The 26259-nt window shown below is 29.1% G+C and carries 17 protein-coding genes and 1 CRISPR repeat array (1 of these 18 only partly in view); of the genes, 11 read left to right on the top strand and 6 right to left on the bottom strand.

Annotation, left to right across the window (positions count from 1 at the left end; genetic code table 11):
* Positions 1-14: 14 nt before the first annotated feature.
* Together BN2409_RS16405 and BN2409_RS16400 are read right to left on the bottom strand one after the other, a co-directional pair.
* Complete coding sequence (locus BN2409_RS16405) at positions 15-2882, bottom strand: penicillin-binding protein 1A (protein WP_053957673.1); 2868 nt, start codon at positions 2880-2882, stop codon at positions 15-17.
* A gap of 141 nt (positions 2883-3023) precedes the next feature.
* Positions 3024-3332 carry a hypothetical protein gene (locus tag BN2409_RS16400; RefSeq protein WP_053957672.1) on the bottom strand — a complete coding sequence of 103 codons (309 nt, stop codon included), beginning with the start codon at positions 3330-3332 and terminating at the stop codon, positions 3024-3026.
* Positions 3333-3539: 207 nt separating this feature from the next.
* Here BN2409_RS16400 and BN2409_RS16395 point away from each other — a divergent pair, with 207 nt between their 5' ends.
* Together BN2409_RS16395 and BN2409_RS16390 are read left to right on the top strand one after the other, a co-directional pair.
* Entirely contained in the window at positions 3540-4919 is a 1380-nt protein-coding gene (locus tag BN2409_RS16395; RefSeq protein WP_199873083.1) for a tyrosine phenol-lyase, read from the top strand.
* Between the two features lie 296 nt (positions 4920-5215).
* Positions 5216-6433 carry a uracil-xanthine permease family protein gene (locus BN2409_RS16390; RefSeq protein WP_053957787.1) on the top strand — a complete coding sequence of 406 codons (1218 nt, stop codon included), beginning with the start codon at positions 5216-5218 and terminating at the stop codon, positions 6431-6433.
* Positions 6434-6472: 39 nt separating this feature from the next.
* Here BN2409_RS16390 and BN2409_RS16385 read toward each other — a convergent pair whose 3' ends face one another.
* From BN2409_RS16385 to BN2409_RS16370, 4 genes are all read right to left on the bottom strand, one after another.
* Positions 6473-7105: a metal-dependent hydrolase gene (locus tag BN2409_RS16385; RefSeq protein WP_053957671.1), complete on the bottom strand. Its 633-nt coding sequence runs from the start codon at positions 7103-7105 to the stop codon at positions 6473-6475.
* A 104-nt stretch (positions 7106-7209) separates the two neighbouring features.
* A complete protein-coding gene (locus BN2409_RS16380) occupies positions 7210-8211 on the bottom strand; it encodes a hypothetical protein (RefSeq protein ID WP_053957670.1) in 1002 nt (333 codons plus the stop codon).
* Positions 8212-8223: 12 nt separating this feature from the next.
* Positions 8224-8841, bottom strand: a complete 618-nt coding sequence (locus tag BN2409_RS16375) for a metallophosphoesterase (RefSeq protein WP_053957669.1) — start codon at positions 8839-8841, stop codon at positions 8224-8226.
* A 102-nt stretch (positions 8842-8943) separates the two neighbouring features.
* Complete coding sequence (locus tag BN2409_RS16370; RefSeq protein WP_053957668.1) at positions 8944-9318, bottom strand: class II SORL domain-containing protein; 375 nt, start codon at positions 9316-9318, stop codon at positions 8944-8946.
* Positions 9319-9502: 184 nt separating this feature from the next.
* Between BN2409_RS16370 and BN2409_RS16365 the strand changes: the two genes are divergently transcribed.
* The 9 genes from BN2409_RS16365 to cas2 all read left to right on the top strand — a co-directional run bounded on the left by BN2409_RS16365 (position 9503) and on the right by cas2 (position 20217).
* Positions 9503-10483 carry a helix-turn-helix transcriptional regulator gene (locus BN2409_RS16365; protein ID WP_053957667.1) on the top strand — a complete coding sequence of 327 codons (981 nt, stop codon included), beginning with the start codon at positions 9503-9505 and terminating at the stop codon, positions 10481-10483.
* Between the two features lie 138 nt (positions 10484-10621).
* Positions 10622-13558 (top strand): type I-D CRISPR-associated protein Cas10d/Csc3, encoded by a 2937-nt coding sequence (gene cas10d, locus BN2409_RS16360; protein WP_053957666.1) that lies wholly within the window; start codon positions 10622-10624, stop codon positions 13556-13558.
* A 13-nt stretch (positions 13559-13571) separates the two neighbouring features.
* A complete protein-coding gene (gene cas7d, locus BN2409_RS16355) occupies positions 13572-14546 on the top strand; it encodes a type I-D CRISPR-associated protein Cas7/Csc2 (RefSeq protein ID WP_053957665.1) in 975 nt (324 codons plus the stop codon).
* 3 nt (positions 14547-14549) lie between these two features.
* Positions 14550-15209: a type I-D CRISPR-associated protein Cas5/Csc1 gene (gene cas5d, locus BN2409_RS16350; RefSeq protein WP_053957664.1), complete on the top strand. Its 660-nt coding sequence runs from the start codon at positions 14550-14552 to the stop codon at positions 15207-15209.
* The gene (cas3, locus tag BN2409_RS16345; protein ID WP_053957663.1) at positions 15206-17557 is read left to right on the top strand and encodes a type I-D CRISPR-associated helicase Cas3'; all 2352 of its coding nucleotides are present in this window, start codon (positions 15206-15208) and stop codon (positions 17555-17557) included. The genes cas5d and cas3 overlap by 4 nt, the downstream gene beginning before the upstream one ends.
* A 20-nt stretch (positions 17558-17577) precedes the next feature.
* Positions 17578-18339, top strand: a complete 762-nt coding sequence (cas6, locus tag BN2409_RS16340) for a CRISPR-associated endoribonuclease Cas6 (protein ID WP_053957662.1) — start codon at positions 17578-17580, stop codon at positions 18337-18339.
* Positions 18318-18923, top strand: coding sequence for a CRISPR-associated protein Cas4 (gene cas4, locus BN2409_RS16335; RefSeq protein ID WP_053957661.1), 606 nt, complete (start codon positions 18318-18320; stop codon positions 18921-18923). The genes cas6 and cas4 overlap by 22 nt, the downstream gene beginning before the upstream one ends.
* Positions 18924-18928: 5 nt before the next feature.
* The gene (gene cas1d / locus BN2409_RS16330) at positions 18929-19927 is read left to right on the top strand and encodes a type I-D CRISPR-associated endonuclease Cas1d (RefSeq protein WP_053957660.1); all 999 of its coding nucleotides are present in this window, start codon (positions 18929-18931) and stop codon (positions 19925-19927) included.
* A gap of 17 nt (positions 19928-19944) precedes the next feature.
* Entirely contained in the window at positions 19945-20217 is a 273-nt protein-coding gene (gene cas2, locus BN2409_RS16325; protein ID WP_053957659.1) for a CRISPR-associated endonuclease Cas2, read from the top strand.
* A gap of 168 nt (positions 20218-20385) precedes the next feature.
* Positions 20386-26259: direct repeats of the CRISPR family, unit length 37 nt; unit sequence GTATTAGAAGAATAAAAGCTCCTTAGGAGATTGAAAC (it continues 521 nt past the right edge of the window).

Raw genomic sequence — 26259 nt, 5'->3', positions numbered from 1 at the left:
CATTGCCTTCTTCTTTATTCCATAAAAGGATCTTCAATAGATTCTTCATTATCATTAGGATCTTCCTCTGGCTTTGTATAAATACCTTCATCAGGAGAAGAGTTATCATCTATAGAACCATGTTCACTATGTTGTGTACAATATCCTGATGGAGGTGATTGACCAAAGTCTTTTGGAACAATGCCACCATTTTTAGAAGGATTATAAGGCACTGGTCTTTTCACAAATATTCTACTTTGTACATAAGCAGAAGGACAATAAGGACTCGCAAGTTGATTTGTTGAAGTATCTATTTCTAATCGCACATGGGTATCATCATATTCTTTAGGTTCTGTACCTTTTATAAAATATTCTGTGCGCACATGTCCTGCTTGTCTACTTAATTCTGTAGGAAGCTTTCCTGATTTTGTATCAACTGCAAGAGAAATAATATTGTTTGGTTTTTTAAAATTCTTTGGAGGAAGCCCTTCGTGAATTTGTTTCATGACTTTATTCCAAAGTTTTACACTTGCAGAACTACCACTAGATAATTCTATATGAACATCATTTCCAATCCATGTAGCACCTACATAATAAGGAGTATATCCTACAAACCAAGCATCATAATTATCTGTTGTAGTACCTGTTTTTCCGGCTACAGGAATTTTAGAATTGCCTGAATCTAGGCGAGCTCTCTTTGCAATACCGCTACTTACTGTATCTCTTAGCATATCTGTCATAATGAAAGCTGCTTCTTTGCTAAGAACTCTATTTTTATAGCTATTATTCTCTAAAATAATATTTCCATCTCTATCTGTAATTTTTATAAAAGATTTTGGCTTGATATATACACCTTCATTTGCTAAAGATGCATAGGCTCCAGTCATTTCTAAAGGACTGATTCCTTGAGTCATTCCTCCAAGTGCTAAAGCAGCTAGATTTTTATCAGAACGACTTCCGCTTTCTTTAACTGTAGTAATTCCCATTTTTTTCAAATAATCTATAGAGGTATGAATTCCAATTTGTTCTCCAATTTTTACTGGAAGAACATTCATAGATAATTTAAGACCTTCTCGAAGAGAGGATAGTCCATAATATCCTTTATACCAGTTCTTTGGCCATATTTTACCACTTGTGTCATAGTGAGGTACATCATCTACAACATCTGCAGCAGTCCAACCATTATCAATAGCTGGTGCATAGATTGCAAGAGATTTAATGGATGATCCAGGTTGTCTAGGATTTAAAGCTCTATTGTACAATCTTTTTCCTTTAACTTCTCTACCTCCTACTAAAGCCTTAATTTCTCCAGTATGATAATCCATAATTACCATAGAAGACTGAGGTTGAACAACTCCTTTTTGATTAATAGAATAATAATCTTTTCCAATTAGGAGGTTGCCTGATAAATCTTTTTGGAAAAACTCTGGATTTTCATTTAAAAAGCTTCTTTTGACTACAACATTTTTTTCATAGTCAAATTCTTTATACTCACTAGGAATTTTAAGACTACCGCCTTTTAGCATGAGTATTTCCTTACCTGAATTTTGTATATAAGAATCTTTGATTACTAATTGTATTGCACTTCTTTGTCCATCCGTATATAAGGAAACAAAGTTAAATTTTTTATTTTTTAAGAAGACAATATTGCCTTCATTATCATATTTAAAGTCTCCTTTTGGAATCATTAATTGTTCTTGACTATTTACTAAATTTGAATATTTATAAAGTAAGATAGATTTATTATTTTTAGATAAGATGTTTCCAGCACCATCTTTTCTAGCTACTAAATTAGGGAAATTGCTATTTTCTTCATATGCTTGTTCTAATATTTTTTGTATTCTTAAATCAATTGTACTATAGATTCTAAGTCCTTGATTATATAACATATCATTTGCTTTTTCTTCAGGTATACCTAATTCTTTCATTAATGCATTGACTACGTCATTTTTTACTGTGTCTGTAAAAAATGATGAAATACCATGCATTTCTTTTTTTCCAGGATTGAAATGACTTTTTAAATCTTCATTCATTGCTGTATAATATTCTTCTTCTGAGATCATATTTTGATCTTTCATCATTTTTAAAACTAGTTCTTGTCTAGGTTTGTATCTTTCATCATAAACAAGTGTATATATTTCATCACTATCATCTATAATAAAATGCTTGGTAGGATCTACATCTTCTTTTTTTAGAGTCTTAAGGGGCGAATATTTAGCTGGATTTTTTGTAATTCCAGCAATCAGTGCACATTCTGCCAAATCTAATTCACCAACATCCTTTGAAAAATAGGTATAAGCAGCTCCTTGTACTCCTTTTGCTCCACCACCTAAATATATGGTATTTAAGTATGCTTCCAATATTTCTTCTTTTGTAAGATGTCTTTCTATTTGAATTGCATAATAGGCTTCTTTTATTTTTCTTTCTATTTTTTTATCATGAGATAAATAAAGATTTTTAACAAGCTGTTGTGTGATAGTACTTGCTCCTTGAACAGGAGCTCCTGCTTTAATATCTTCAATTAAAGCTTTTACAATTCTTTTGATACTAAGGCCGTGATGATCTTCAAAGTCTTTATCTTCAATAGCAATAAAAGCGTCCTTTAAATTCTTAGGAATATCATTGTACTTTACAATGGTTCTAAGTCCATCTCCTTCTACTTTTTCAATCAAGTTTCCTTCACTATCATAAATAAATGAGTTCTCATCAAGTAATGTATAGATCTGAGTAAAATCTACTGAAGTGGAAGATTTGATTACAGCAAATACCCAACCACCTAATATTCCTGTTCCTATAAAGGTAAATAAAATAATGATGAGAAAAAACGTTCTGAAAAAACTTACTTTTTTCTTTTTCTTTTGTTTGTTAGTACCTCTAGATTTATGTTCATTATTTTCTGACAAAATTAATCCCCTCCTAAATACAAAAAGAAAAATGGACATACCTAAAAAATATTATATCATAGTAAAAATAACTTGTTAATGAAAAAGAATAGAGAACGATGAAAAGTTGAAAAAATAAAAGCTTGATTTTTATATCAAGCTTTATTCTTTGTTCATATGTTTCATTTGTATTAAGAAAGCCATAGCCATTTCAATTCCTTTTACTAATTCTTCCTCAATGAGTTTTAAACTTTTTTCTTCTGCTCCTTCTCTTACAGTTACTCTACATATATTTTTACCTATTTCAAGTTGAATAAAATCATCCTTTAAAATAGATTGAGCAGATTCTTTAAGCATAGATCTTATTTTTTCATCTTGTAAATAGCTTTCTAATTGATTTTCAATAGAAATTAAAATTCTTTTTTCTTCATCTAATTTTACATATTTAATAAATTGTTGAAAAGAATCCATAGATACTGCCTCCTTTTTAAATGAAATATGATTCCATCATATTATACAAAATAATTGATTGATTGAAAAGATATATAAAAGAGTTGGTATATAATCAAGAAATGTTTAATACAAATTTATGAGACATATAAAAAAAGTGCAAATAAATAAAAAATAAGAAAGTTTGATTTGAATACAAAATATAAATATAAAAAGGAGGATATACAAATGTTAAAATTTATGCCAGAACCTTTTAAAATTAAAGCAGTAGAACCTTTAAAAATTTTATCTAAGGAGGAAAGAGAAAAAGCGATTAAAAGAGCAGGGTACAATACTTTTTTATTGAAATCAGATGAAGTATATATTGACTTATTAACAGATAGTGGCACAAATGCAATGAGTGACAATCAATGGGCAGGTTTAATGATAGGAGATGAAGCTTATGCTGGCAGTAGAAATTTCTATCATTTAGAGAATACTGTAAAAGATATATTTGGATTTAAATATGTGGTACCTACTCATCAGGGAAGAGGAGCTGAAAATCTATTATCAACAATTTGCATAAAAGAAGGAGATTATATTCCAGGAAATATGTATTTTACAACTACTAGATATCATCAAGAAAACAATGGAGGCAATTTTGTAGATGTTATTATAGATGAAGCTCATGATTCTACTAGAGGAGATATAAAATTTAAAGGAAATGTAGATTTAGCTAAATTCCAAAAGCTTATTAATGAAGTGGGACCAGATAAAATTCCTTATATTTGTGTGGCCGTTACAGTAAATTTAGCTGGGGGACAGCCTGTAAGTATGGAAAATATAAAAGAGGTTAGTAAATTAGCACATGAAAATGGTATAAAAGTAATGTTTGATGCTACAAGGTGTGTAGAAAATGCTTATTTTATTAAAGAAAATGAAAGAGGATATGAAGATCATTCTATTAAAGAAATTGTTAAAGAACTATTTTCCTATGGCGATGGTTGTACAATGAGTGGAAAGAAAGATTGTATTACAAATATAGGTGGTTTTTTATGCTTAAATGATGAGGAACTTTTTGAAAAAGCAAAAGAGCTAGTAGTGGTATATGAAGGAATGCCTAGCTATGGAGGATTAGCAGGAAGAGATATGGAGGCTATGGCGAGAGGTTTAGAAGAAGCCATAGATTATCATTATATCAAACATAGAGTCCATCAAGTGAGATATTTAGGTGAAAAATTAGAAAATGCAGGAGTTCCTATTGTAAAGCCTACAGGAGGTCATGCTGTGTTTTTAGATGCAAAAGCATTTTTGCCACATTTGAGTCAAGGTGAATTTCCAGCTCAAGCATTAGCAGCAGCCATTTATGTAGATTCTGGAGTCAGAACAATGGAGAGGGGCATTGTATCTGCTGGAAGGGATAAACATACTGGAAAAAATCATTATCCTAAATTAGAACTTGTTAGATTGACTATTCCAAGAAGAGTATATACTTATACTCATTTAGATTATGTAGCAGAATCAGTAATTCACATTTGGAAAAATAAATACAGCATAAAAGGGCTACAATGGACGTATGAACCTAAAATGCTTCGATTTTTTACTGGAAGATTTGAAGAAAAAGAGTAAACTTTATATTGATTCAAAGATAAAAAAGTGATATAATTGAAAAAAAGAAAAAAATCTTTAATTCAGTCCTGAGAGACTGGCAAGATGTTGATAAAATGATTGTGCTTTTAGAAGATAACTTCTTGCCATTAGGTGAGAAGTTTTTTATTTTATCAAGTACCTTTTAATTTGGTCCAGAGAGGCCGAAAAAGGAGAATCGTTTTATAGTTCTCCTTAATAAAAAACAAGGAGGGTTTTTTATGTCAGAAAATGTATTGGGAAAATCTAAAGTAGATGTAAAAGAAAGATCAACAAATATGGCCATGATTAAGAAAATGGTTTTAGCTTTACAACATCTTATTGCAATGTTTGGCGCTACTGTATTGGTACCCATCTTGACAGGGTTTGATACATCTGTGGCATTGGTTGCTGCAGGAGTCGGAACTTTAACTTTTCATATGGTTACAAAGAAAAAGGTACCTGTATTTTTAGGATCTTCCTTCGCATTCATACCTGTTATTCTTACAGTAAAAGAAATGTATCATGGAGATTTAACTTATGCACAAGGTGGAATTATTATAGCAGGACTTATATATGTAATGATGTCTTTTGTAATAGGGAAAGTAGGAGTTGAAAAAATTGAACAGTTTCTTCCTCCTCAAGTAGTAGGACCTATGATTATTGTGATCGGATTAAACCTTATACCTACAGCATATGGAATGGCAAAAAATAATCTTTTAGTAGCAGTTATTACTTTATCTGTAGCACTTATGATTACTTTTACAGGGAAAGGATTTTCAAAGCAATTATCTATTCTTGCAGGAGTTATAGTTGGATATTTAGTATCTTTAAAATTAGGAATTGTAGATGTAGACTTAATTAAAAATGCACCGATTGTATCTGTTCCACATTTTACATTACCTAAGTTTGATATAGGAGCAATAGCCATTATTGCACCAGTAGTTGTAGCTGTTTTTATGGAACATGTTGGAGATATTACAACGAATGGTCAAGTAGTAGGGGAAAATTTTATTGAAGATCCAGGACTGAATAGAACACTATTAGGAGATGGTCTTGCAACTTTATTTGCAGGATTGATTGGTGGACCTGCGAATACTACCTATGGAGAAAATACAGGAGTATTGGCTATCACAAAAAATTATGATCCTTCCATATTAAGAATGGCAGCAGTATTTGCAATCTGTTTAGGATTCATATCAAAAATAGGAGGATTTTTAAAATCTATTCCAGTACCTGTTATGGGTGGAATAAGTTTGATGCTTTTTAGTATGATTTCTTTAATAGGAGTACAAACTATTAAAAATAACAAAGTGAATTTTAATATAAAGAATATATTCATTATGGTATCTATTCTTGTGTTAGGATTAGGAGCATCTTATATAGAAAAACAATTTGGAATTAGTATAGGAATTTCTGTCACAGATACAGTAACAATTTCAGGATTAAGCTTTGCAGCAATTGTAGGAGTTGTATTAAATAGGATATTGAATAGAAAAAATGACCATGCTTTTTAGAGCATGGTTATTTTTTCTCCTTTTAGGCTATGTGCAGGGTTAATAGAAACATGTGAATTTTTTAATCAGATCATAAATAAAGTGGATGCTTTTGTTATGTCCTATATAAAAATAAATGATTAAATACATAAAAAATATACATATTAAAGGTTCTGCTAGTTTGGCAGAGGATATAGTTAATATAAATTTATATTTTTTATTGCTAAAAGGATAAAATAGTTCAATACCCCCAATAGTAATAAAGTCTCCAACCAGGTGGGAAGCCATCCCCAATAGAAAAGAAAGAAGAAGAGTATAAGGAAGCATATCTTTTAGTATAAAAAATACTATAAAAAAAATAATACCTGTCCCTAGAATACTATGAGTAAAGCTTCTATGTTGGGATAGACCAATAACCATAAGTAAAATAGCTACTGTAAAAATCAATTGATGAGCCCATCCATATCTATAAATTAAGAAACTTCCTATACCACAATAAAATAATACTTTTCCAAATCTATTTTTGATAGGAAGGATTTTTTGATTGAGTTTTGCTTTTGGATGATCTAAATCAGGAATTAAAGATCCTAAAGCAGCAGCAGCAGTTGTAGCAATGCTAGGGTCATATCCTAATTTTGGAAGTATATATAAGCTGGTTACATAACCAAATAACATATGGGTTTTACCAGTCATTTAGAAATCTCCTTATTTTCAAATTTAAAACATATGTTCTGTTTTATTATAGCATATTTAGAGACTATTGGAAGTAAATAAATGTCGATATTTGTTTAAAATGATTAATATCTAGTATTTTTAATTTTTTCTTCTAATACTAGAACTTGATTACAAGTTTCTTGTTTTAAATTTGAAAATATTTCTTTTCTAAATTTGTTGCTTAAAGTAATCTTATCTTTTATATTTTTCTCTCTTACATCACTCCAGTGAATTTTTTTCCTCTTATGATAAAGGTCTAAGTCTACAATTCGTGTACCATCTTCTAAATATTCTAATCCTAATAAAATTTTTTTAATTACTTTGGGTTCGTAAAATGTAAAAAATCGAATACGATAAATTCCTACGCTGTAAAAAATAGTGGCCGCATCAGTGCCCCAGGATTCTCCTAGAATTAGACCTAATTCCAAATCTTCCATCACTTTAAAAAGTCTTTCATAGTGAAGAAGATATTCTCCATAACTATCATAAATTTTTATATGAAGCTCATACCAATCCTTGTTATCCAGTCCTATATTTAAGTATTTTAAACTGTGTATTCTTAAATCTTGAATAAGGGAAGGATAGTTTTGTTGAATAAATAAGGATTTGTCATATAAATCACAAAGGCCAATAGGTTTGTGAAGAGGTTTGGTTGTAAAAACTATGACTACTCCATGATTATGTTCTTCAAGCATTTTATGAAAAGTACCTATACTACCATAGTGGTCTTCTTTGATTTGATCTAATATCTTTTGAGTATTTCCAAAACAGCGCATGACAATGATTCTTGGAGCAATTCTAGAGTAAGAAATTTTATCATACATTTTATCATTGAGCATCTTATTTAAAATGTTTTCTATGTTTTCTTTGAGAACTAAAATATTTTCTATGTCTGTAAGATGAAGGATTTGTTTTGATTTTTCAGTAAGAAGAACAATTGTAAATTGATCATTAGATTTTTCAAAAGCTGTGTCTATATCACATACATATCCTTCAAACATTTTTTTACAATAACTTATGATTTCATGAACATGATTACTTCCCAAAACCAATATTTTAGGGCCACTTCTTACTAAAGATAACATGATAATCCTCCTTTAAAATCCTATTTTTGATTTACACATACGACTATCATTTGTACCATAAGGATAGGGTAAAGTAAATATTTTTCCACTATTTAAAAAAATAATATTAATGGTAGAGAGACCATTTAAATAAATTTTTTTATCATTTATTTGAGTATGAAGTGTAAGGTCATGACCAAATAGATGATATTTTATAGAAGATGGTGATGTTTTATTAGGAAAATGACCAATATCCATGGAATGATCTTGAATGGTAATGGTTTGTCTTTTTTCTATGATAAAAGATTTTTTGATGAATTGTTGGACTGTTTCTTTATGGTCATGATTTCCAATTGTTAAATAAATTTCTTTTGCAGAAGATGATTCTACGATTTGAATTAAAGACTTAACATTTTTTTTGTATTCCTCTAGTCGATAAGGATAAATCTCTAATTTAATATTGTCCACTAAATCACCAGTATGAACAATATAATCTGGTTTTAATTGATGAAGGATTCTTTTTAACGGAGAAAAAAAGTTTACAGGTGTATCAGAAATATGAAGAAGAATTTCTTCATGAGTATGAAGGATTTCTGGAGGGATATACACATTACCTGTAATAGAATAAAAAAGTTTTTTAAAGTTAATCATCTAGACCATTCCTTAGTTTATAAAGTTTATATTTTTAAAATATATTATCATGAATTGAAAAAAGCCACAAATAGAGTATTTTCTATTTGTGGCGTATTATTCTTATTCAACAATAATTTTTTGAGAACTTTCCCAAAGTCCATGAAGATTACAATAACTTAGGGCATATAGATTTCCTGAAGTTTTTAATTTCACACAGGTATGAACACACGGTTCGGTGAATGATTCTCCTTCTCCATGGGCTCTAAATTCAAATGTACCTAACTCAATAGGGAATTTTCCTCCCTCAGGAAGATAAAATAATTTAAACCAAGAAATATGATGTTCTAAAGTATTAGGGTGTTTAATTGCATCTCCTATAGAAACTTTGATTTCTACTAATTCGTCAGCTTTTATTTTTTCAGGGGCATGAATAATAGGTACATGTTTTTCCCCTTTCCAATCTCCACTTTGTATCATTTGTTTGAATTCGCTCATTGAAAACTCTCCTTTATCTTTTTTTTAATAATCTTACTTAATTTATATATACCCAAATTTTAAAAAAGAAACATTTTTTTTAAATGAAGAGAAAATTATATATTTTGGTGTTAGTATATAAAAGTGGATACGAAAAGTTTAATACGATAAAATATTTTCAATATGAAAGGTGAATGTTAGACAAATGGGAAAAATTAATATATACATACAAGATAAGATTCACGGGCTTACATTTTTAATGTATGAATTTTTAAGAGGAAAAAAGCTATCTACAAAAGAGATGGGAGAATATATAGGAAAATCTCAAAGAACATGCCAAAGATATATAGAAATTTTAAGAGATTGTGATGTACCTATAAAGAGTGAAAAAAATAAGTATTATTTAGACGTTGAAAAGGAATTTATTCCTATTTATTTAACTAAGGCAAAAGTAAATATGTTGTATATTTCTTTGATGAGTTTTCATGCATTTGGAAAGGAAATAGAAATAGTACAAGCTTTATTAAAGGAGATACAATCTTTTATATCTCCCAAAGACGAATATATATTGGAAAATATTAAAAATAATTTAATTGTTAAAAGAAGATATGATGTTATTACCAAAGGTGACAATGCAAATTATTATGTTTTTATGCTGTTAGTAGAAGCTTTTAGTGAAAAAAGAACAGTACTTATAAAATACAAAGGTAAACAAGAAGAAAATTATAGACGAATAGATGTTTACGGGTTTTGTTTAGCAAAAGAAACTTATTATGTTATAGCATATTGCCACTTAAGAAATAGTATAAGACAATTTAGAGTAGATCGAATTATTGAATGTAGTATAGAAGACAGTATATATACAATCCCTAAACAATTTGACTTGAAAGGGTATTATGAATACGCATGGGAAGTTGAAAACAGCTGCGAACCCTATGAAGTGCAAATTTTGTTTTCGAAAAAAGTGAAAGAAAAGATACAAGAAAAAATATGGCATAAAACGCAGCAGGTAGAAATGACGAATGATAATAAAATTCTTTTTAGAGCAACTATATCATCTAAAGAAGAAATAAAGCAATGGATTTTAAGTTTTGGATGTGAAGCTAAGGTTATAAAACCCAAATGGTTAAGAAATGAAATTATAAGTCAATTAGAAAAATCTATAAAAGAATATAAAAACAAATAAAAATACGACAACTGTATGTCGTATTTTTTGTTAAACGTATTTTGTATTGAAATATTTAGATAATAGGAGTAGCATGAATATAAAAGGAAATATATTACAATAGATAGGAAAAGGGGTGATATTATCAAAGGTGAAACAATGAAAGAATTTTTAAAGTTCACATTAGAAAACTTAAACGAAGTAAGTGTTACTGCACAATACTATGAAATGATAGCTAGTAAAAACTTAATGCAATATAAGGAGATTGTACATTATGGAAGTTTAAAAGAGGGACAGACCTTGTATACTCACGTTATGGATATGATTGGTGTAACAGATTCATTACAAAAAATATTTAATTTAAACGAAATAGAGCTCAAAGTATTAATGACTGCTATAACGATACATGACATTAATAAGTTAGAAGAACATGAAGGAAAATCTTATCTAAGTATTATTTCACAGAAAGATAAAGACAAACAATACAAAAACATAATTAATGAATGTGAAAAAATGAATATATCAGTATTTTTCAATGAGTATAAAAATTACATACCAGAAATTCGAGCAATTATAGGACATCATTCAGAAAAAATGCATGCGTTTTCAGAAGGGTTGATTTGTAATGTAAATCCTTTTACGTTAGATGAGAATCGTGTACAAATGCTTATATATTGGATACAGGCTGTAGATAAAATTGATCTATCTAAAACACTAGATGAAGTAGAGAAGAAAAGACAGTTTTTGAGTTGTATTAATGCAGCTGCACAATATATTGGTAAGCAATATGTTTTAGAATATCATAGGATTAGTGAAGATAGAGGAATTTTAACGAATATTTGCCATAATACGATTGTGCAATACTTTATAGAATTAAGATATATTCCTATCATATGGTATAAAGAAGGGGTGGTATATTTACGAGAAGACATAGATGAAAAAAATAAGATAGTAAACAGAAATGAGATAGCATCAAGATGTGTAGAATCAGTTAAAAGTAAAATTTATAAGGACTATAAAGATTATATAAAAAATGTGCAATCAGGAATAAAAGTAGATGAGAAATGCTTAGAAATGACTAGCATAGAAGATATAATATATGAAATTAGAAATAGAAGTTTAAAAGGAAAGTTAACAGAGGTAAACAAAAGGAATGCTAAAATTATCCCTATAGTAGAAAAACAAAAGCAAAAACATGACAGAGATAAACTAGAACAAGCAAAAAAAGAAATAAAGAGTTTAACTCAAAAGTTAGGACAAGAAACAGATAGTAAATCTGAAAGAGCACTAAAAAAAGAATTAAAGTCTAATGTAAGTATTTTACAAGAACAGATTTCGGCAAAGGAAGCATTAGAAAGATATGAAAAGGGAACATATCTTATTGAGCCTAATGAAGATATGTTAAGATTTTCGGAATTTTTAAGAGGATTTTATACATTTATTAAAATGCATATATGGGGAAACAATGCTAATAAAGCATGGGATGAAATGTATACTTTTTTGAAGATAAATGAAGGCTTGAAGGCATATTTAGATTTATTTGATAAAGTATATGAAAGACCTTATATTTTAGGTCAGTTATTATACAAAGAGTATGGCGATCAACAAGAAGTATTGATTAGGCAGATGATTGAGTATTCAGAAAAAAAATATACTGAACAACAAAATAATAAAGATATCAAACAAAAAAATATGTGGGATTATTTAAAGGAATATATAGATGATCAATTATTGTTATCCAATGAAAGAAAACAAACCTATAATAAATGTGAAATATTAGATCAATATTCTAATAAAAATAGGAAGCTATGTTGTTTATGTAGTAGTAGTTATCCAACAGAGAAATGGATGGCAGTAGATATTCCATACAAATTAAAGATTCAAAACTTTTCGAACAAGATTTACGCTGGGGAAAGAGAACCTAAAAGAAATATATGCCCTATATGTAAGGTAGAGTATTTATTGCATAAGGTAACCTATATATCTAATGTAGAAGTAAGTAGGAAATATATAAGTATACTTCCTAAAAGCTTTCATACAAAATCTTATATACAAGCATTTAGAACGAAACTTAGAGAATTTAGGCAAAAAGATATTAAGTCACTATACTTTAATGAATACAAAACATTTGTTTCATGTGCTAATAAAAATATAAAATTTATTAAACCATTATTTACAAAAGCTAAAGTAAATGGTGTAGCTATACCTGACTATGATGAAGTCATAGCAAACTATTTTATTTTTCCTGTCCATTTTCTTAAAGATCAAAATAATATGGAAAATTGGATAGTATCATTACTATATGCACTTGTTATGAGTATTTATTTTGATTCTAAGATTATATTGACAGAATTTCCTATTGCAATTCTAAATAAAAATGAAATGCAAGAAATTTATTTAGAGGATGTTCCTGTTATATTCAAAAATTTGTTTGAAAAGGAATGGACAAAAGAAGAATGTTTTGAAACAGCAGAGTTATTTACCAATTTATTTGGTATTACAAAAGAAGTAGTAAAAACAGGTAAACAAGGACAAATATTAGAATTTATTTGTAAAAGTTTAATAGCTTTAAATAATAGCAAATTAAGTTTCATATATTGTGTTTACAAGAAGTTAAAAAGTGATGATAAAAAGCTAATAAGTAAAATCATAGAGATTAATGATTTTATGGATAAGATTATGAATTATGTAAAGGAGGATGAAAATCTAGTGTCGGATATAAAAGAGTTAGCAAAGTTTGCTCAAAAGTATTACATAAGAGGTGGGATAAACGGAGGAAATTTAAAAGATAATGCTATCAATAAGCCACTAAATATTATCATAGACAGTATCTGTAGATGGAATAAAGATATATATACAGAAGATGATATAAGGGCTATAGGGAAAAGAGAAATTCAAAAATATTTCGAAAGAACAAATGATAAATATTATGGAAAAACAAAAATTGCATCAATAGAAACTTTTGTAGATATGTTTATAGATGAAATATTTAAGAAAGGGTTAAAGGGTAAAGTATTTCATTTAGAAGATGAAAAGAAAAATATTTTATCAGCATATAGCTATTACTTTAGAGTAGAAATGAAAAAAGAAAATTAGGGAGGAATAAAAAATGAGTAAAAACATTATAGAAGAATTAAAAGATAAGTTTCAAGAAAAATATTCAAATTTTCCAGAAGGAAAGTATATAACTGTAGGAGTACTAAGAGAAATTCAATCAGAAACTATATTTAGAACAGAAGGATCTGGAGAAGGGTTAAATAAAGAGCGAACAAGAGCAGGAATTGAGAATAGTGAGGTTGTATCTAGGGTTGTGATTAGTAAAAGAAAGCAAATTGCTGTAGAAAGAAGAATAGGAAGAGAGTATTTAAGAGCCAATGATTTATTGTTTACTACAAGTAAAAAAGAAATTTGTGCATTAAATAAAAATACTCCGTGTGGAAAATGTTTAGATTGTATGCTTTATGGATATGCAGTAGGTGATGGAGGAGCACAAAAGGCAAGGGTTATTTCTGACAATAGTTTTTCTATATTGCCATTTAATGATGTAGTGGGTGTAAAAACATTTAATGCATTATTTGATAATGGAACTATGCGAGATGAAAATGGTAAAGCATCCTCTTCTATTAATGAGGATGAATATATAAAACCAGGAACACTTTTTTTAGATATGGTTACATTTAAAGATGTAACTGTTATAGAATTTATATATGGGATAGCGAACATTTTAAGAAGCAAAAGATACGGTGCTATATCAAGTAGGATGGGGAAAGTAAAAAATCATATACTTAAAATTGCTTTTTCTGATTGCGAGATGTTTTCTAACTTAGAGTTAGTTCAAAGTGTATATGATCAATTTAAAAAAGCTGAATTAGTAGAACATCCTCTTGATTTTAAAAAATGTATAGATTATACAAAAGATTCTTTTGATAGTTTAAAAAATGAAGTATGTGGAGAAATTTCAGAGCTTAGTAATGAGCAATTAGATGGACTTATAAATTATGTGAAAAAATTATTTGCTAATGAAAAAGAAAACGAAAAAGCGGCAGAATTATTTAAAGAACAATCTAGTCAGTATGGAGTATAGAAAATGAAGGTATACAAGTATACATTAGAATTCATGGAAGAAGTATTTTTTTCAAGCCAAGAAATAGATACTTTATTTATGACAAAGCCGCTTATAGGGAATTATGCACTTATTTATGCCATGGGATGGTGCAATGCAAGGTATAATCAAACAAAAGTAAGCTATCAAGAAGATTTTAAAAAACTTAATAATGAGGGAATATATATCACACCAGCCATTATTAATGATCCTAAGTACATTATATTTACATTCAATGGGTTGAGCGATACATACTATCACAAAATGGAAAGAGCATTACAAAATTATCCTCAGATGGGGAGAATAAAAGCTCTGTCTAGTGGAAATAAAGCTGAGGGACTAATCTTTTGCAAAAATGATATAAAAAAGATTTCATATATACGTCTAGGAAAGTTCATGGGGAAGGTAAAGGTAACCTATGAAGAATGCTCATATAAAGTTATAGAAGATCAAAAAGAATGTTATGGATTAGTAAATTCAGTTGATTTACAAGAAGATTTTGAGCTTATAAGTTTTAGAATGATAAATGTTCATCCAGTGCCATTATTTAAAAAATTGCATGGAAAAGGAAAAATGTATCAAATAAGTACAAGTGAAGGGGTTATTTATTATCCATGCAGTGTTGTGTTAGGAGGGATTGTATGAAGTGCTTTAAAGTAGAGGGAGAGTTTTTAAAAAAAGCTCCCTCTAGTCCTTATCTTTATCATCAAAAAAGAACATTAGATGAATTAAAGCAACATTCGGTTGTATTTAATACATATCCTACAGGTGCAGGAAAAACTAGAGCTTCTTTATTATATCTAAAAGAAAATCCTAATAATAACGTATTGTTTATAGCACCTACCAATGAATTATTAAAACAACATGCAGAGGATATAAAGGAGTTTGTAGAAAAAAATGATTTAAAGCATATAGTCATAAAAATTGATGCCACAGTTATTGAAAAAATAAGAAATAATCATAGAAAAGGTACAACTTTATATGAGTTATTAAGAAATCCTTTAGAATTTAGAAAAGAATTAGGAATACAAATGATAGATTATGCAGGCAAAAGACCTTCTGTAGTAGTGGTGAATCCAGATATATTTTATTATTGTTTTTATTCATTGTATGGATTTTTAGATAAAACAAATTTATTAGAAATAATTATTAAAAATTACAATTATATAATTGTGGATGAATTTCATTATTATGATGCGAAGCAATTAGCAAATTTTTTATTTTTTATAATACTCTCTAAGGAATTTAATTACTTTGAAAATGGAAGAAAAATATGCATTTTAACAGCAACTCCAGATGATTTAATAGAAGAATATTTGAAAAGAGGAGGTATAGACTATATAATTGTATCCCCAGAAAATGAAGACAAAGAAAGTGAAAAATATGATAAGATTAAAACTCTTTCTTCTATGAAATTACTTATTACAAATAGAGAATTAGAGGATGTAGTAGTAGAAAACTATTCAAATTCAAATTTTGAGAGAGATAGTGTAGTAATTAGTCAATCTATATATAAAATAAACAAATTAAAACAAGAGTTATTGAATATAAAAATATCAAAAGAAAAAATAGGAGTTATAACAGGGGCAATAAATTCAGAAGAAAGAAAACAAGCTGTAAATTGTTCGTTGATCTTAGCAACGCCAACAGTAGATATAGGATACAATTTTAAAAAGGAAGGTAAGAAGAAACAAAACATAGATGATGTAATAACAGAAGCTATTACTAGTGATCAAGCATTACAAAGAATAGGTAGAGCAGGACGGGTATTAGGTAAAAGTATACAGGATGAAGAAAGTACGGTTATATTATGTGTTAATGATAGGTGTTATGAGAAGTTAAAGGAGTATCCAGAAGAAATTAATAGAGAACGGTTAAAAGATATAATAAGTGAAATTATGCCACAAAGAAATATTATGAAAAACTATATAGAGAGTTGTAGTATTGTAGAACTTTGCTTTCCTATGAGCGATATATATAGTAAAATGCCTTATGATTTGAGAAATATTGTGGAAGAATTATTTGATAAAGCTGTTAAAGTATTTGCACCTAAAAGTAATTATAGCTTTAAGTATTTTAGAAATAAAATTAGAAATTATAAAAAGCAATGTAAATTTATAAGAGATTACAATCAAAGTTCAGATAAAAAAGAATATATTCAATATACCGATGATTATTTGTTTGTACAGTTTTTAAAAAGTTATAGAAAGGAACAAGGTAGAGAAGAGGTTATAGAACAAGACATACTTCAAGATTTTTCAGAAGATGAAATCAAACAGTTAAAGCAATATTATGAAGAGGAAATTATTCGTTACATTAAAGGAGAAATATGCAAAATCAGTGCGCTTATAAATTTTAGAGGAACAGATATTAGTAAGCCTGCTCTTGTATTTGATAAGTATTATAAGTTTGGACAGCAAAATCAAATATTTATATATGATATTTTTCATTTAATGAGGTATTATGAAATCTATTGGTGTGATAGTAAACGGGAATGGGAGAATTTGTCCAATGTTAAAATAAGTGAAGAACGAATTAATATCAATAGATTAGATCAAATAGATACCTTTATCATAATCAATAAAATAAGAGAAAAGCCTATTGAAATCAGTTGGGAATTTAATTTTAAAGGTAATCATACTCAATTTGAAAACAAGTATGCAAATACTGTAGAGGCAGTAACTAATCTATATTTAGTAGGTTATGAGTATACAAAAATAGGGAAAGAAAGAGTTTATTTTCCAGAAAAAATAGCTAAGGCATTTCAAGAACAATATATACCTGTATTTACAATGCCTAAAGCATCAAAAGAAGAATATAGAATAAAATCAATGCTTAAAAATCAACCTATTTATTTTCAAAAACTAAATATACAGTTTGAAGAAAATGAGAGAGAATATTTGATCATTACAGGTACGAATAGCTTAATTATAGATTCAGCGGTAAAAAAAATGAAAGATAATCCAGATGTAGAGGAAATTTTTATATTTTAAGATTAAACAGGGAGGAAGAAATGTTAACATATTGGACGATTTATTTTAGAAATACTGAAAAAATTATAAACACTATAGATAATGCAAGAATATGGCATGGTATTTTTTTTGATATTTTAAAGCAATATGATAAAGAAATAGCTGATAAGTATCATGATCAAGGCAAAAAGCAGTCTTTTTCTATATCACCTATATTGTGTGATACCCAAAGTCATGTAAAGTATTTTGAAAAAAATACTTTGTTAAAAGTAAATATATCACTTTTGACAAATGAGATATACTCAGGATTATTTGAATTTATCAAAAAAAATAATAAAATTCCTTTTGCAAAAGGATATTTGATGATTGAAGAAGTAAATTGTAAGACTATATCAGAAGACATGCTACAACAGGAAAAAATAACAAGAGGGGTTTTAAAATTTATAACACCTACTACATTTAGAGTAAATCCTATCCAATACCCATTACCAGATCCTAAAAAAATTTTTAGCAATTTAAATAAAAGTTATTGTGATGCCTATAAAACAGAAATAAAAGATATACAAGTATTTGATGAATTAGAAAAATATATAATTATTGAAGGTTTTAATATAAAAACTGAAATAGCGAAGTATAGAAAATTTACAATAACAGGGTTTTGTGGGAATGTAAATATAAGAATTAAGCATCCAAATAAAAAAATTCAAGATCATCTTGAAAAGCTATTTGCAGTAGCATCTTATGTAGGTATAGGATACAAAACAGGAATGGGGATGGGGCAATGTATAGCGTTGAAGAAGTAGATAAGGATTCTTTTAATATTGAAGCAAGTGCGGTGAATACTTATCTATACTGTCCAAGACGGTGCTATTATGAATATGTTCAACAAGAATTTGAAAGTAATGTACATACCATATTAGGAGATCAAGTACATGAAAATGTAGATGAATTTGGGGAGGAGGAAAGAAGAGGAAAAACAATATATAAAAGTGTTAAGATCATATCAGAAAATTTAGGAGTTGTAGTAAAAGTAGATACTGTGGAGCAATATGAGGATGAAATATATCCAGTAGAATACAAAAAAGGGAAAAAGGGTATATGGAAAAATGATAAATATCAACTAGCACTTCAAGCCATGGTATTAGAGGAAAAGTTAAAAAAACCTATACACAAAGGATATATATATTATGTAGGATCAAAAGAAAGAGTAGAAGTTAGAATAAGTAATCAGATAAAACAGCACATTATTAAAACGATCAATGATATAAAAGAGTTGTATATAAGTATGTATATACCAGAAGGAGTTAACGATAATAGATGCAAATATTGTAGTATAAACAAAATTTGTTTACCGATGGAAGTAGAACTACTAAAGAAGAAGAGGTGATAGAAATGAGCACGCTTTATGTAACTGAGCAATATACTACCTTGAGAAAAGAGGATGAACAAATAAAATTATATAAAGGTAAAGAAAAGTTAATTCAAATACCTATATTTAAAATAAAGCAAATTGTATTGTTTGGAGAAGTGACAGTAACAGCATCCACAATAAACATGCTAGCAAAAAATAAAATAACCTTATGTTATTTAACTTCTAGAGGTAAGTTTATATCTCGAATAGATCCAGAAGCTTCAAAGAATGTAATAGTAAGATTAAAGCAATATGAAACACATAATGATAAAAATGAAAAGTCATTGCAACTTGCTAAACAATTTATTATAGGAAAAATAAAAAATAGTAGAACTGTGTTAATGAAAGCTAATAGAGGAAATAATAAAAGCAAAAGATTAGATGATGCTATAGAAGAGCTAAAAAGATTAGAAAATCAATCAGAAAAACAAACAAATATAGATTCCTTAAGAGGAATAGAAGGAAGAGCTGCAAGTGTTTATTTTTCAGTTTTTTCTGAGATGATAAAAGCAGACTTTAGTTTTGATAAACGTACTAAAAGACCACCTAAAGATCCTGTAAATGCAATGTTAAGTTTTGGATATGTATTATTGGCGAATGAAATGTCATCGGCAGTTTCAACTATAGGACTTGATCCGTACATAGGTTTTTTACATAGATTGAGATATGGAAGAGCATCATTAGCATTAGACTTGATGGAAGAATTTAGAGCATTATTTGTGGATAGATTGGTTCTAAGCATTATAAATAATAAAATAATTAAGAAAGATGATTTTGAAGAAGTATTGGGGCAAGTAAAAATGACTAAAAAAGCAATAAAAAAATACTTAGAAGCATATGAAAGAAAAAAATATGATCAAATATATCACCCAATTTTTAAATATAAAACAAATTATCAGGAATGTTTTCATTTACAAGCTAGATTACTAAGTAAAGCTTTGATGGGAGAAATACAATATGAACCATTTTTAATTAGATAAGAAAAAGGAAGTGTGATATGATATATTTAGTAAGTTATGATATAGTAAATGACAAAAAAAGGAATAAATTACATAAACTTCTTAAAAACTATGGTCAGCGTAATCAATATAGTGTATTTGAATGTGATTTAGATGATAAGAAATATGTTGAAATGCTGTATAGGATTAATAAAATTAAAGTAGAAATAGGTGATAGTATTATGATATATCCTATATGTGCTACATGTGAAATGAAAATAATACGAAAAGGGAGCTTTGTTCCTATTGATGTAAGAAATATGATATTCTAGATGCGCAAGCTTATGTGTTTTGTAAAATACGGATATTATGCGATAAGCTAAAATACACGATATAGAGACTTTTTGGTCAATATATGAGTAGCAATATGATAATTTGAAAACATCTTTGCGATTAATAGACAACAAAGACAGTATTTATGCAGGTTAAAACCGCAAGCGGTATTAGAAGAATAAAAGCTCCTTAGGAGATTGAAACCCAAGGGAAGTCTTATCATTTGGGTTATTTTACAGGTATTAGAAGAATAAAAGCTCCTTAGGAGATTGAAACTGGATAAATCTATAGTAATTGCATTAACTTTTTTAGGTATTAGAAGAATAAAAGCTCCTTAGGAGATTGAAACACCTCATGATCCAATCCATGAATAACTTGTCCATCGTATTAGAAGAATAAAAGCTCCTTAGGAGATTGAAACAGAGATAGATATAGATATAGAGAAAGAGATAGATAGTATTAGAAGAATAAAAGCTCCTTAGGAGATTGAAACAGCACAAAATGTTAATTCGCATACAAATCATATAAAGTATTAGAAGAATAAAAGCTCCTTAGGAGATTGAAACTTAGATGCTTATACTAAGCGTGAAGCATACAATCGTGTATTAGAAGAATAAAAGCTCCTTAGGAGATTGAAACCTACTTTTTTTACTTGCTTATGACATTCTATTTCTTGTATTAGAAGAATAAAAGCTCCTTAGGAGATTGAAACAAATAATAATATTCTACTTCAAATGTTTTAGGTGGTAAGTATTAGAAGAATAAAAGCTCCTTAGGAGATTGAAACGCTATCTTCTTTTAATTCAAGGAAAGTAAGCTTTAAAGTATTAGAAGAATAAAAGCTCCTTAGGAGATTGAAACTTGCCTGTACCCATTTCCATGTAGAGAGCTCCAACGTATTAGAAGAATAAAAGCTCCTTAGGAGATTGAAACTTTAGAATTGCACTTGTAGAAAATGAATTTACACCTGTATTAGAAGAATAAAAGCTCCTTAGGAGATTGAAACTTAGTTCTTACAAAAGAGATAGACAATCCAGAATCTCGTATTAGAAGAATAAAAGCTCCTTAGGAGATTGAAACAGTTGTTCAAGCAGAGAAGAGCTTAGGAAGCAGCACCGGGTATTAGAAGAATAAAAGCTCCTTAGGAGATTGAAACGGAGCAGGGGTTCCACAGCACATACATTACTCGTCAGTATTAGAAGAATAAAAGCTCCTTAGGAGATTGAAACATGTTTATAAATTTATGTAGATACCAAAAGCTAAGTATTAGAAGAATAAAAGCTCCTTAGGAGATTGAAACAGGAGATAAAGATATAGATACATTAACAAAGAGTATAGTATTAGAAGAATAAAAGCTCCTTAGGAGATTGAAACTAATTATTAGTACAACAATTCCTATACTGTGTGGGTGTATTAGAAGAATAAAAGCTCCTTAGGAGATTGAAACAGATATTAAGTATTTTCCAAAACTCACACAAATTGGTATTAGAAGAATAAAAGCTCCTTAGGAGATTGAAACTCTAATAGGATTTTCTCTGCCCTCTCTTCTCCTATACGTATTAGAAGAATAAAAGCTCCTTAGGAGATTGAAACATCAAGTGAATTATGAAGATGGAACTTGCAATTGGTATTAGAAGAATAAAAGCTCCTTAGGAGATTGAAACGCTATTTCATTCTCAAATCTTCGTTCTAGCATTCTTAAGTATTAGAAGAATAAAAGCTCCTTAGGAGATTGAAACGCAAGAAAAGCTAATACTATAAAGAATGTCATCCATGGTATTAGAAGAATAAAAGCTCCTTAGGAGATTGAAACAACTCGCATTATGTACTTGATCTGCTTTCTGAAACTGGTATTAGAAGAATAAAAGCTCCTTAGGAGATTGAAACGTTTATGGAGCTATAGACTTTGCAAATGAACTTATATGTATTAGAAGAATAAAAGCTCCTTAGGAGATTGAAACACATTCAGATTTTGTTTATTTTTCATTCCTTGAATGTATTAGAAGAATAAAAGCTCCTTAGGAGATTGAAACTTTCATTACTACCCATCCACACCTCACTCCTTTAGGTATTAGAAGAATAAAAGCTCCTTAGGAGATTGAAACCCAGGTACGGCTTCTATTCCTTCTTCATACATATGTATTAGAAGAATAAAAGCTCCTTAGGAGATTGAAACTCTTCTGTAGTATCTTGACTTGTAAATTTTCCATTTGTATTAGAAGAATAAAAGCTCCTTAGGAGATTGAAACTTATGATGATGCTAACTGTGATGGAAATTGCTTACTGTATTAGAAGAATAAAAGCTCCTTAGGAGATTGAAACGAAAATACTAATGAACAACCGACACCCCAAAAAGAGGGTATTAGAAGAATAAAAGCTCCTTAGGAGATTGAAACTTTCTCTGACATATTCGATCAATTCTATATAATCTGTATTAGAAGAATAAAAGCTCCTTAGGAGATTGAAACCAATTCTTTCTGTCCACTTACAAAGTCCTTGTTTGGTATTAGAAGAATAAAAGCTCCTTAGGAGATTGAAACTCTGTAATAAATCTCTACACGCTTTTAGTAATACGACGGTATTAGAAGAATAAAAGCTCCTTAGGAGATTGAAACTTAAAATGAAATTGAAGGAGCTGCTAAATGATGAAAGGTATTAGAAGAATAAAAGCTCCTTAGGAGATTGAAACCTTTTAAGGCATTGTAAATACCAGCACCTGCAAAGAGTATTAGAAGAATAAAAGCTCCTTAGGAGATTGAAACGAAAATACTAATGAACAACCGACACCCCAAAAAGAGGGTATTAGAAGAATAAAAGCTCCTTAGGAGATTGAAACTCATGTAGCTTAGGGAAAGACAGTACAGCAATGCTTGTGTATTAGAAGAATAAAAGCTCCTTAGGAGATTGAAACTTTACATGGCAATTCCATTTCTCTTTTAGTATCTTGGTATTAGAAGAATAAAAGCTCCTTAGGAGATTGAAACCTTTATCAAAATTCACTTCTTCTTCTGTTTTATTTTGTATTAGAAGAATAAAAGCTCCTTAGGAGATTGAAACTGATTTTACCCTGTAATTTTTGCCAATTTGTAATCTGTATTAGAAGAATAAAAGCTCCTTAGGAGATTGAAACTTGATTCTCTATCTCTCATTCGCTGAAAACTGCTCATGTATTAGAAGAATAAAAGCTCCTTAGGAGATTGAAACTTGCACTTGCTTAATTGCTTTTAAATATATAAGAAAGTATTAGAAGAATAAAAGCTCCTTAGGAGATTGAAACTAGTGTCCTCTTCTTATCCATATTATACCATCCCCCAGTATTAGAAGAATAAAAGCTCCTTAGGAGATTGAAACTACTCCTAAAATAAGTGATGATGGATTAAGTGCTACGTATTAGAAGAATAAAAGCTCCTTAGGAGATTGAAACTGGTTTCATACATTCCTCCTATATTCGTAAATTGATTGTATTAGAAGAATAAAAGCTCCTTAGGAGATTGAAACTAATTTGTTTTAACCTGATAACTTCATCAAGCTCCAGTATTAGAAGAATAAAAGCTCCTTAGGAGATTGAAACTGGAACATACCAGTCTGGAATTTTTCTGTTCCAATCGTATTAGAAGAATAAAAGCTCCTTAGGAGATTGAAACTTTATAGTATCTTTATCAGCATCTAGTTTATCATAAGTATTAGAAGAATAAAAGCTCCTTAGGAGATTGAAACTAATTTAAAAATCCTATCTATTTATTTTCTGATTGGTATTAGAAGAATAAAAGCTCCTTAGGAGATTGAAACTGAATTGTGGAAAGGTATTAAACAAGCATTTAGTCGTATTAGAAGAATAAAAGCTCCTTAGGAGATTGAAACTTATTGTCTGCATATGGTTCGTATTCTGTAGCTTTGTATTAGAAGAATAAAAGCTCCTTAGGAGATTGAAACACCACCCCTATATAATAATAAAAATAAGGAATAGCTCGTATTAGAAGAATAAAAGCTCCTTAGGAGATTGAAACTTAGGAGTGAGGGTACCAGATCAGGTATATGACTTTTGTATTAGAAGAATAAAAGCTCCTTAGGAGATTGAAACTCCTACGGCTATGCCTACGGATCGGGCTATCTGTTAGTATTAGAAGAATAAAAGCTCCTTAGGAGATTGAAACGTAATATGAAAATTGTTGAAGGGAAAAACGGAAAATCATGTATTAGAAGAATAAAAGCTCCTTAGGAGATTGAAACATTCTAAATTCTTTTCGATAGAATCATCTTTTAAGTATTAGAAGAATAAAAGCTCCTTAGGAGATTGAAACTTAAGATGTTTTCTATACGAAATGATAGAACGAATCGGTATTAGAAGAATAAAAGCTCCTTAGGAGATTGAAACCGATTAAGATTGCAGGCATTTTTGTATGTCTTAAAAGTATTAGAAGAATAAAAGCTCCTTAGGAGATTGAAACTTTAGAGTTCCTGTGACAATCTCATCTGCATTAATTGTATTAGAAGAATAAAAGCTCCTTAGGAGATTGAAACATAAATAATAAAGTGTAGATAGGGCAGTTATAAAACGTATTAGAAGAATAAAAGCTCCTTAGGAGATTGAAACTTGCCTTTAAACTATTTCGAATTATATGTTCATATGGTATTAGAAGAATAAAAGCTCCTTAGGAGATTGAAACCTGATAAACATTTTGAGGGATTTCATTTGTTCCCCGTATTAGAAGAATAAAAGCTCCTTAGGAGATTGAAACGCAAAGGTCAGCTTAGATGAATACAGCAAAGGTCAGTATTAGAAGAATAAAAGCTCCTTAGGAGATTGAAACTAATATTTTAGATTTCTTTGATGCACAGGAACTTAGTATTAGAAGAATAAAAGCTCCTTAGGAGATTGAAACATACATAGCATTCCTTGAGCTGTGTTAATACCAAGCTTGTATTAGAAGAATAAAAGCTCCTTAGGAGATTGAAACGATTTTGATGCTATTAAACGGTATCACATACAACACGTATTAGAAGAATAAAAGCTCCTTAGGAGATTGAAACATTGTAAAAAAAATTTCTGGAACATTGATAGTACTAGTATTAGAAGAATAAAAGCTCCTTAGGAGATTGAAACCCAATATTAATTGTATATCTGCAAATTCTTCTTCCATGTATTAGAAGAATAAAAGCTCCTTAGGAGATTGAAACAACCATATGTACATGGGGCTTATTCTAAAATGTTTGTATTAGAAGAATAAAAGCTCCTTAGGAGATTGAAACTTATATTATGATTTAGATAAAGACCGATATCATCCGGTATTAGAAGAATAAAAGCTCCTTAGGAGATTGAAACTTTATTATAAGCTGTATACTCCTAATCTTTACTCCGTATTAGAAGAATAAAAGCTCCTTAGGAGATTGAAACTAAATTGACTCCATTTCAATCAACAATTGGAGGAGTGTATTAGAAGAATAAAAGCTCCTTAGGAGATTGAAACACATTCATATCTTCTTTTATTGCATTTATTATTAAGTATTAGAAGAATAAAAGCTCCTTAGGAGATTGAAACTATATCTATTATACTAGGAAAACAACCAAAATCATCGTATTAGAAGAATAAAAGCTCCTTAGGAGATTGAAACAGATTTATTAATTATGAATATGGAGGGGTAAAAAGTATTAGAAGAATAAAAGCTCCTTAGGAGATTGAAACTTGATACTTTCCTATAAGTAAGAACACACAAGCATTTGTATTAGAAGAATAAAAGCTCCTTAGGAGATTGAAACGGAATTGTTTCTATATCAATGATTTTTATTTTTTCGTATTAGAAGAATAAAAGCTCCTTAGGAGATTGAAACTTATACATTATCTCTCGTGTAGACATTTCTATTGATGTATTAGAAGAATAAAAGCTCCTTAGGAGATTGAAACTGGTAAGTTTACTACATAATCATATAATTTCTTAGCGTATTAGAAGAATAAAAGCTCCTTAGGAGATTGAAACTTGATGTTGTCTAATATATGATTCCTCATGCTGATTGTATTAGAAGAATAAAAGCTCCTTAGGAG

It is taken from the genome of Inediibacterium massiliense, from assembly GCF_001282725.1.
Classification (GTDB): domain Bacteria; phylum Bacillota; class Clostridia; order Peptostreptococcales; family Thermotaleaceae; genus Anaerophilus; species Anaerophilus massiliensis.
This window is presented reverse-complemented; position numbering and strand designations above follow the sequence as displayed.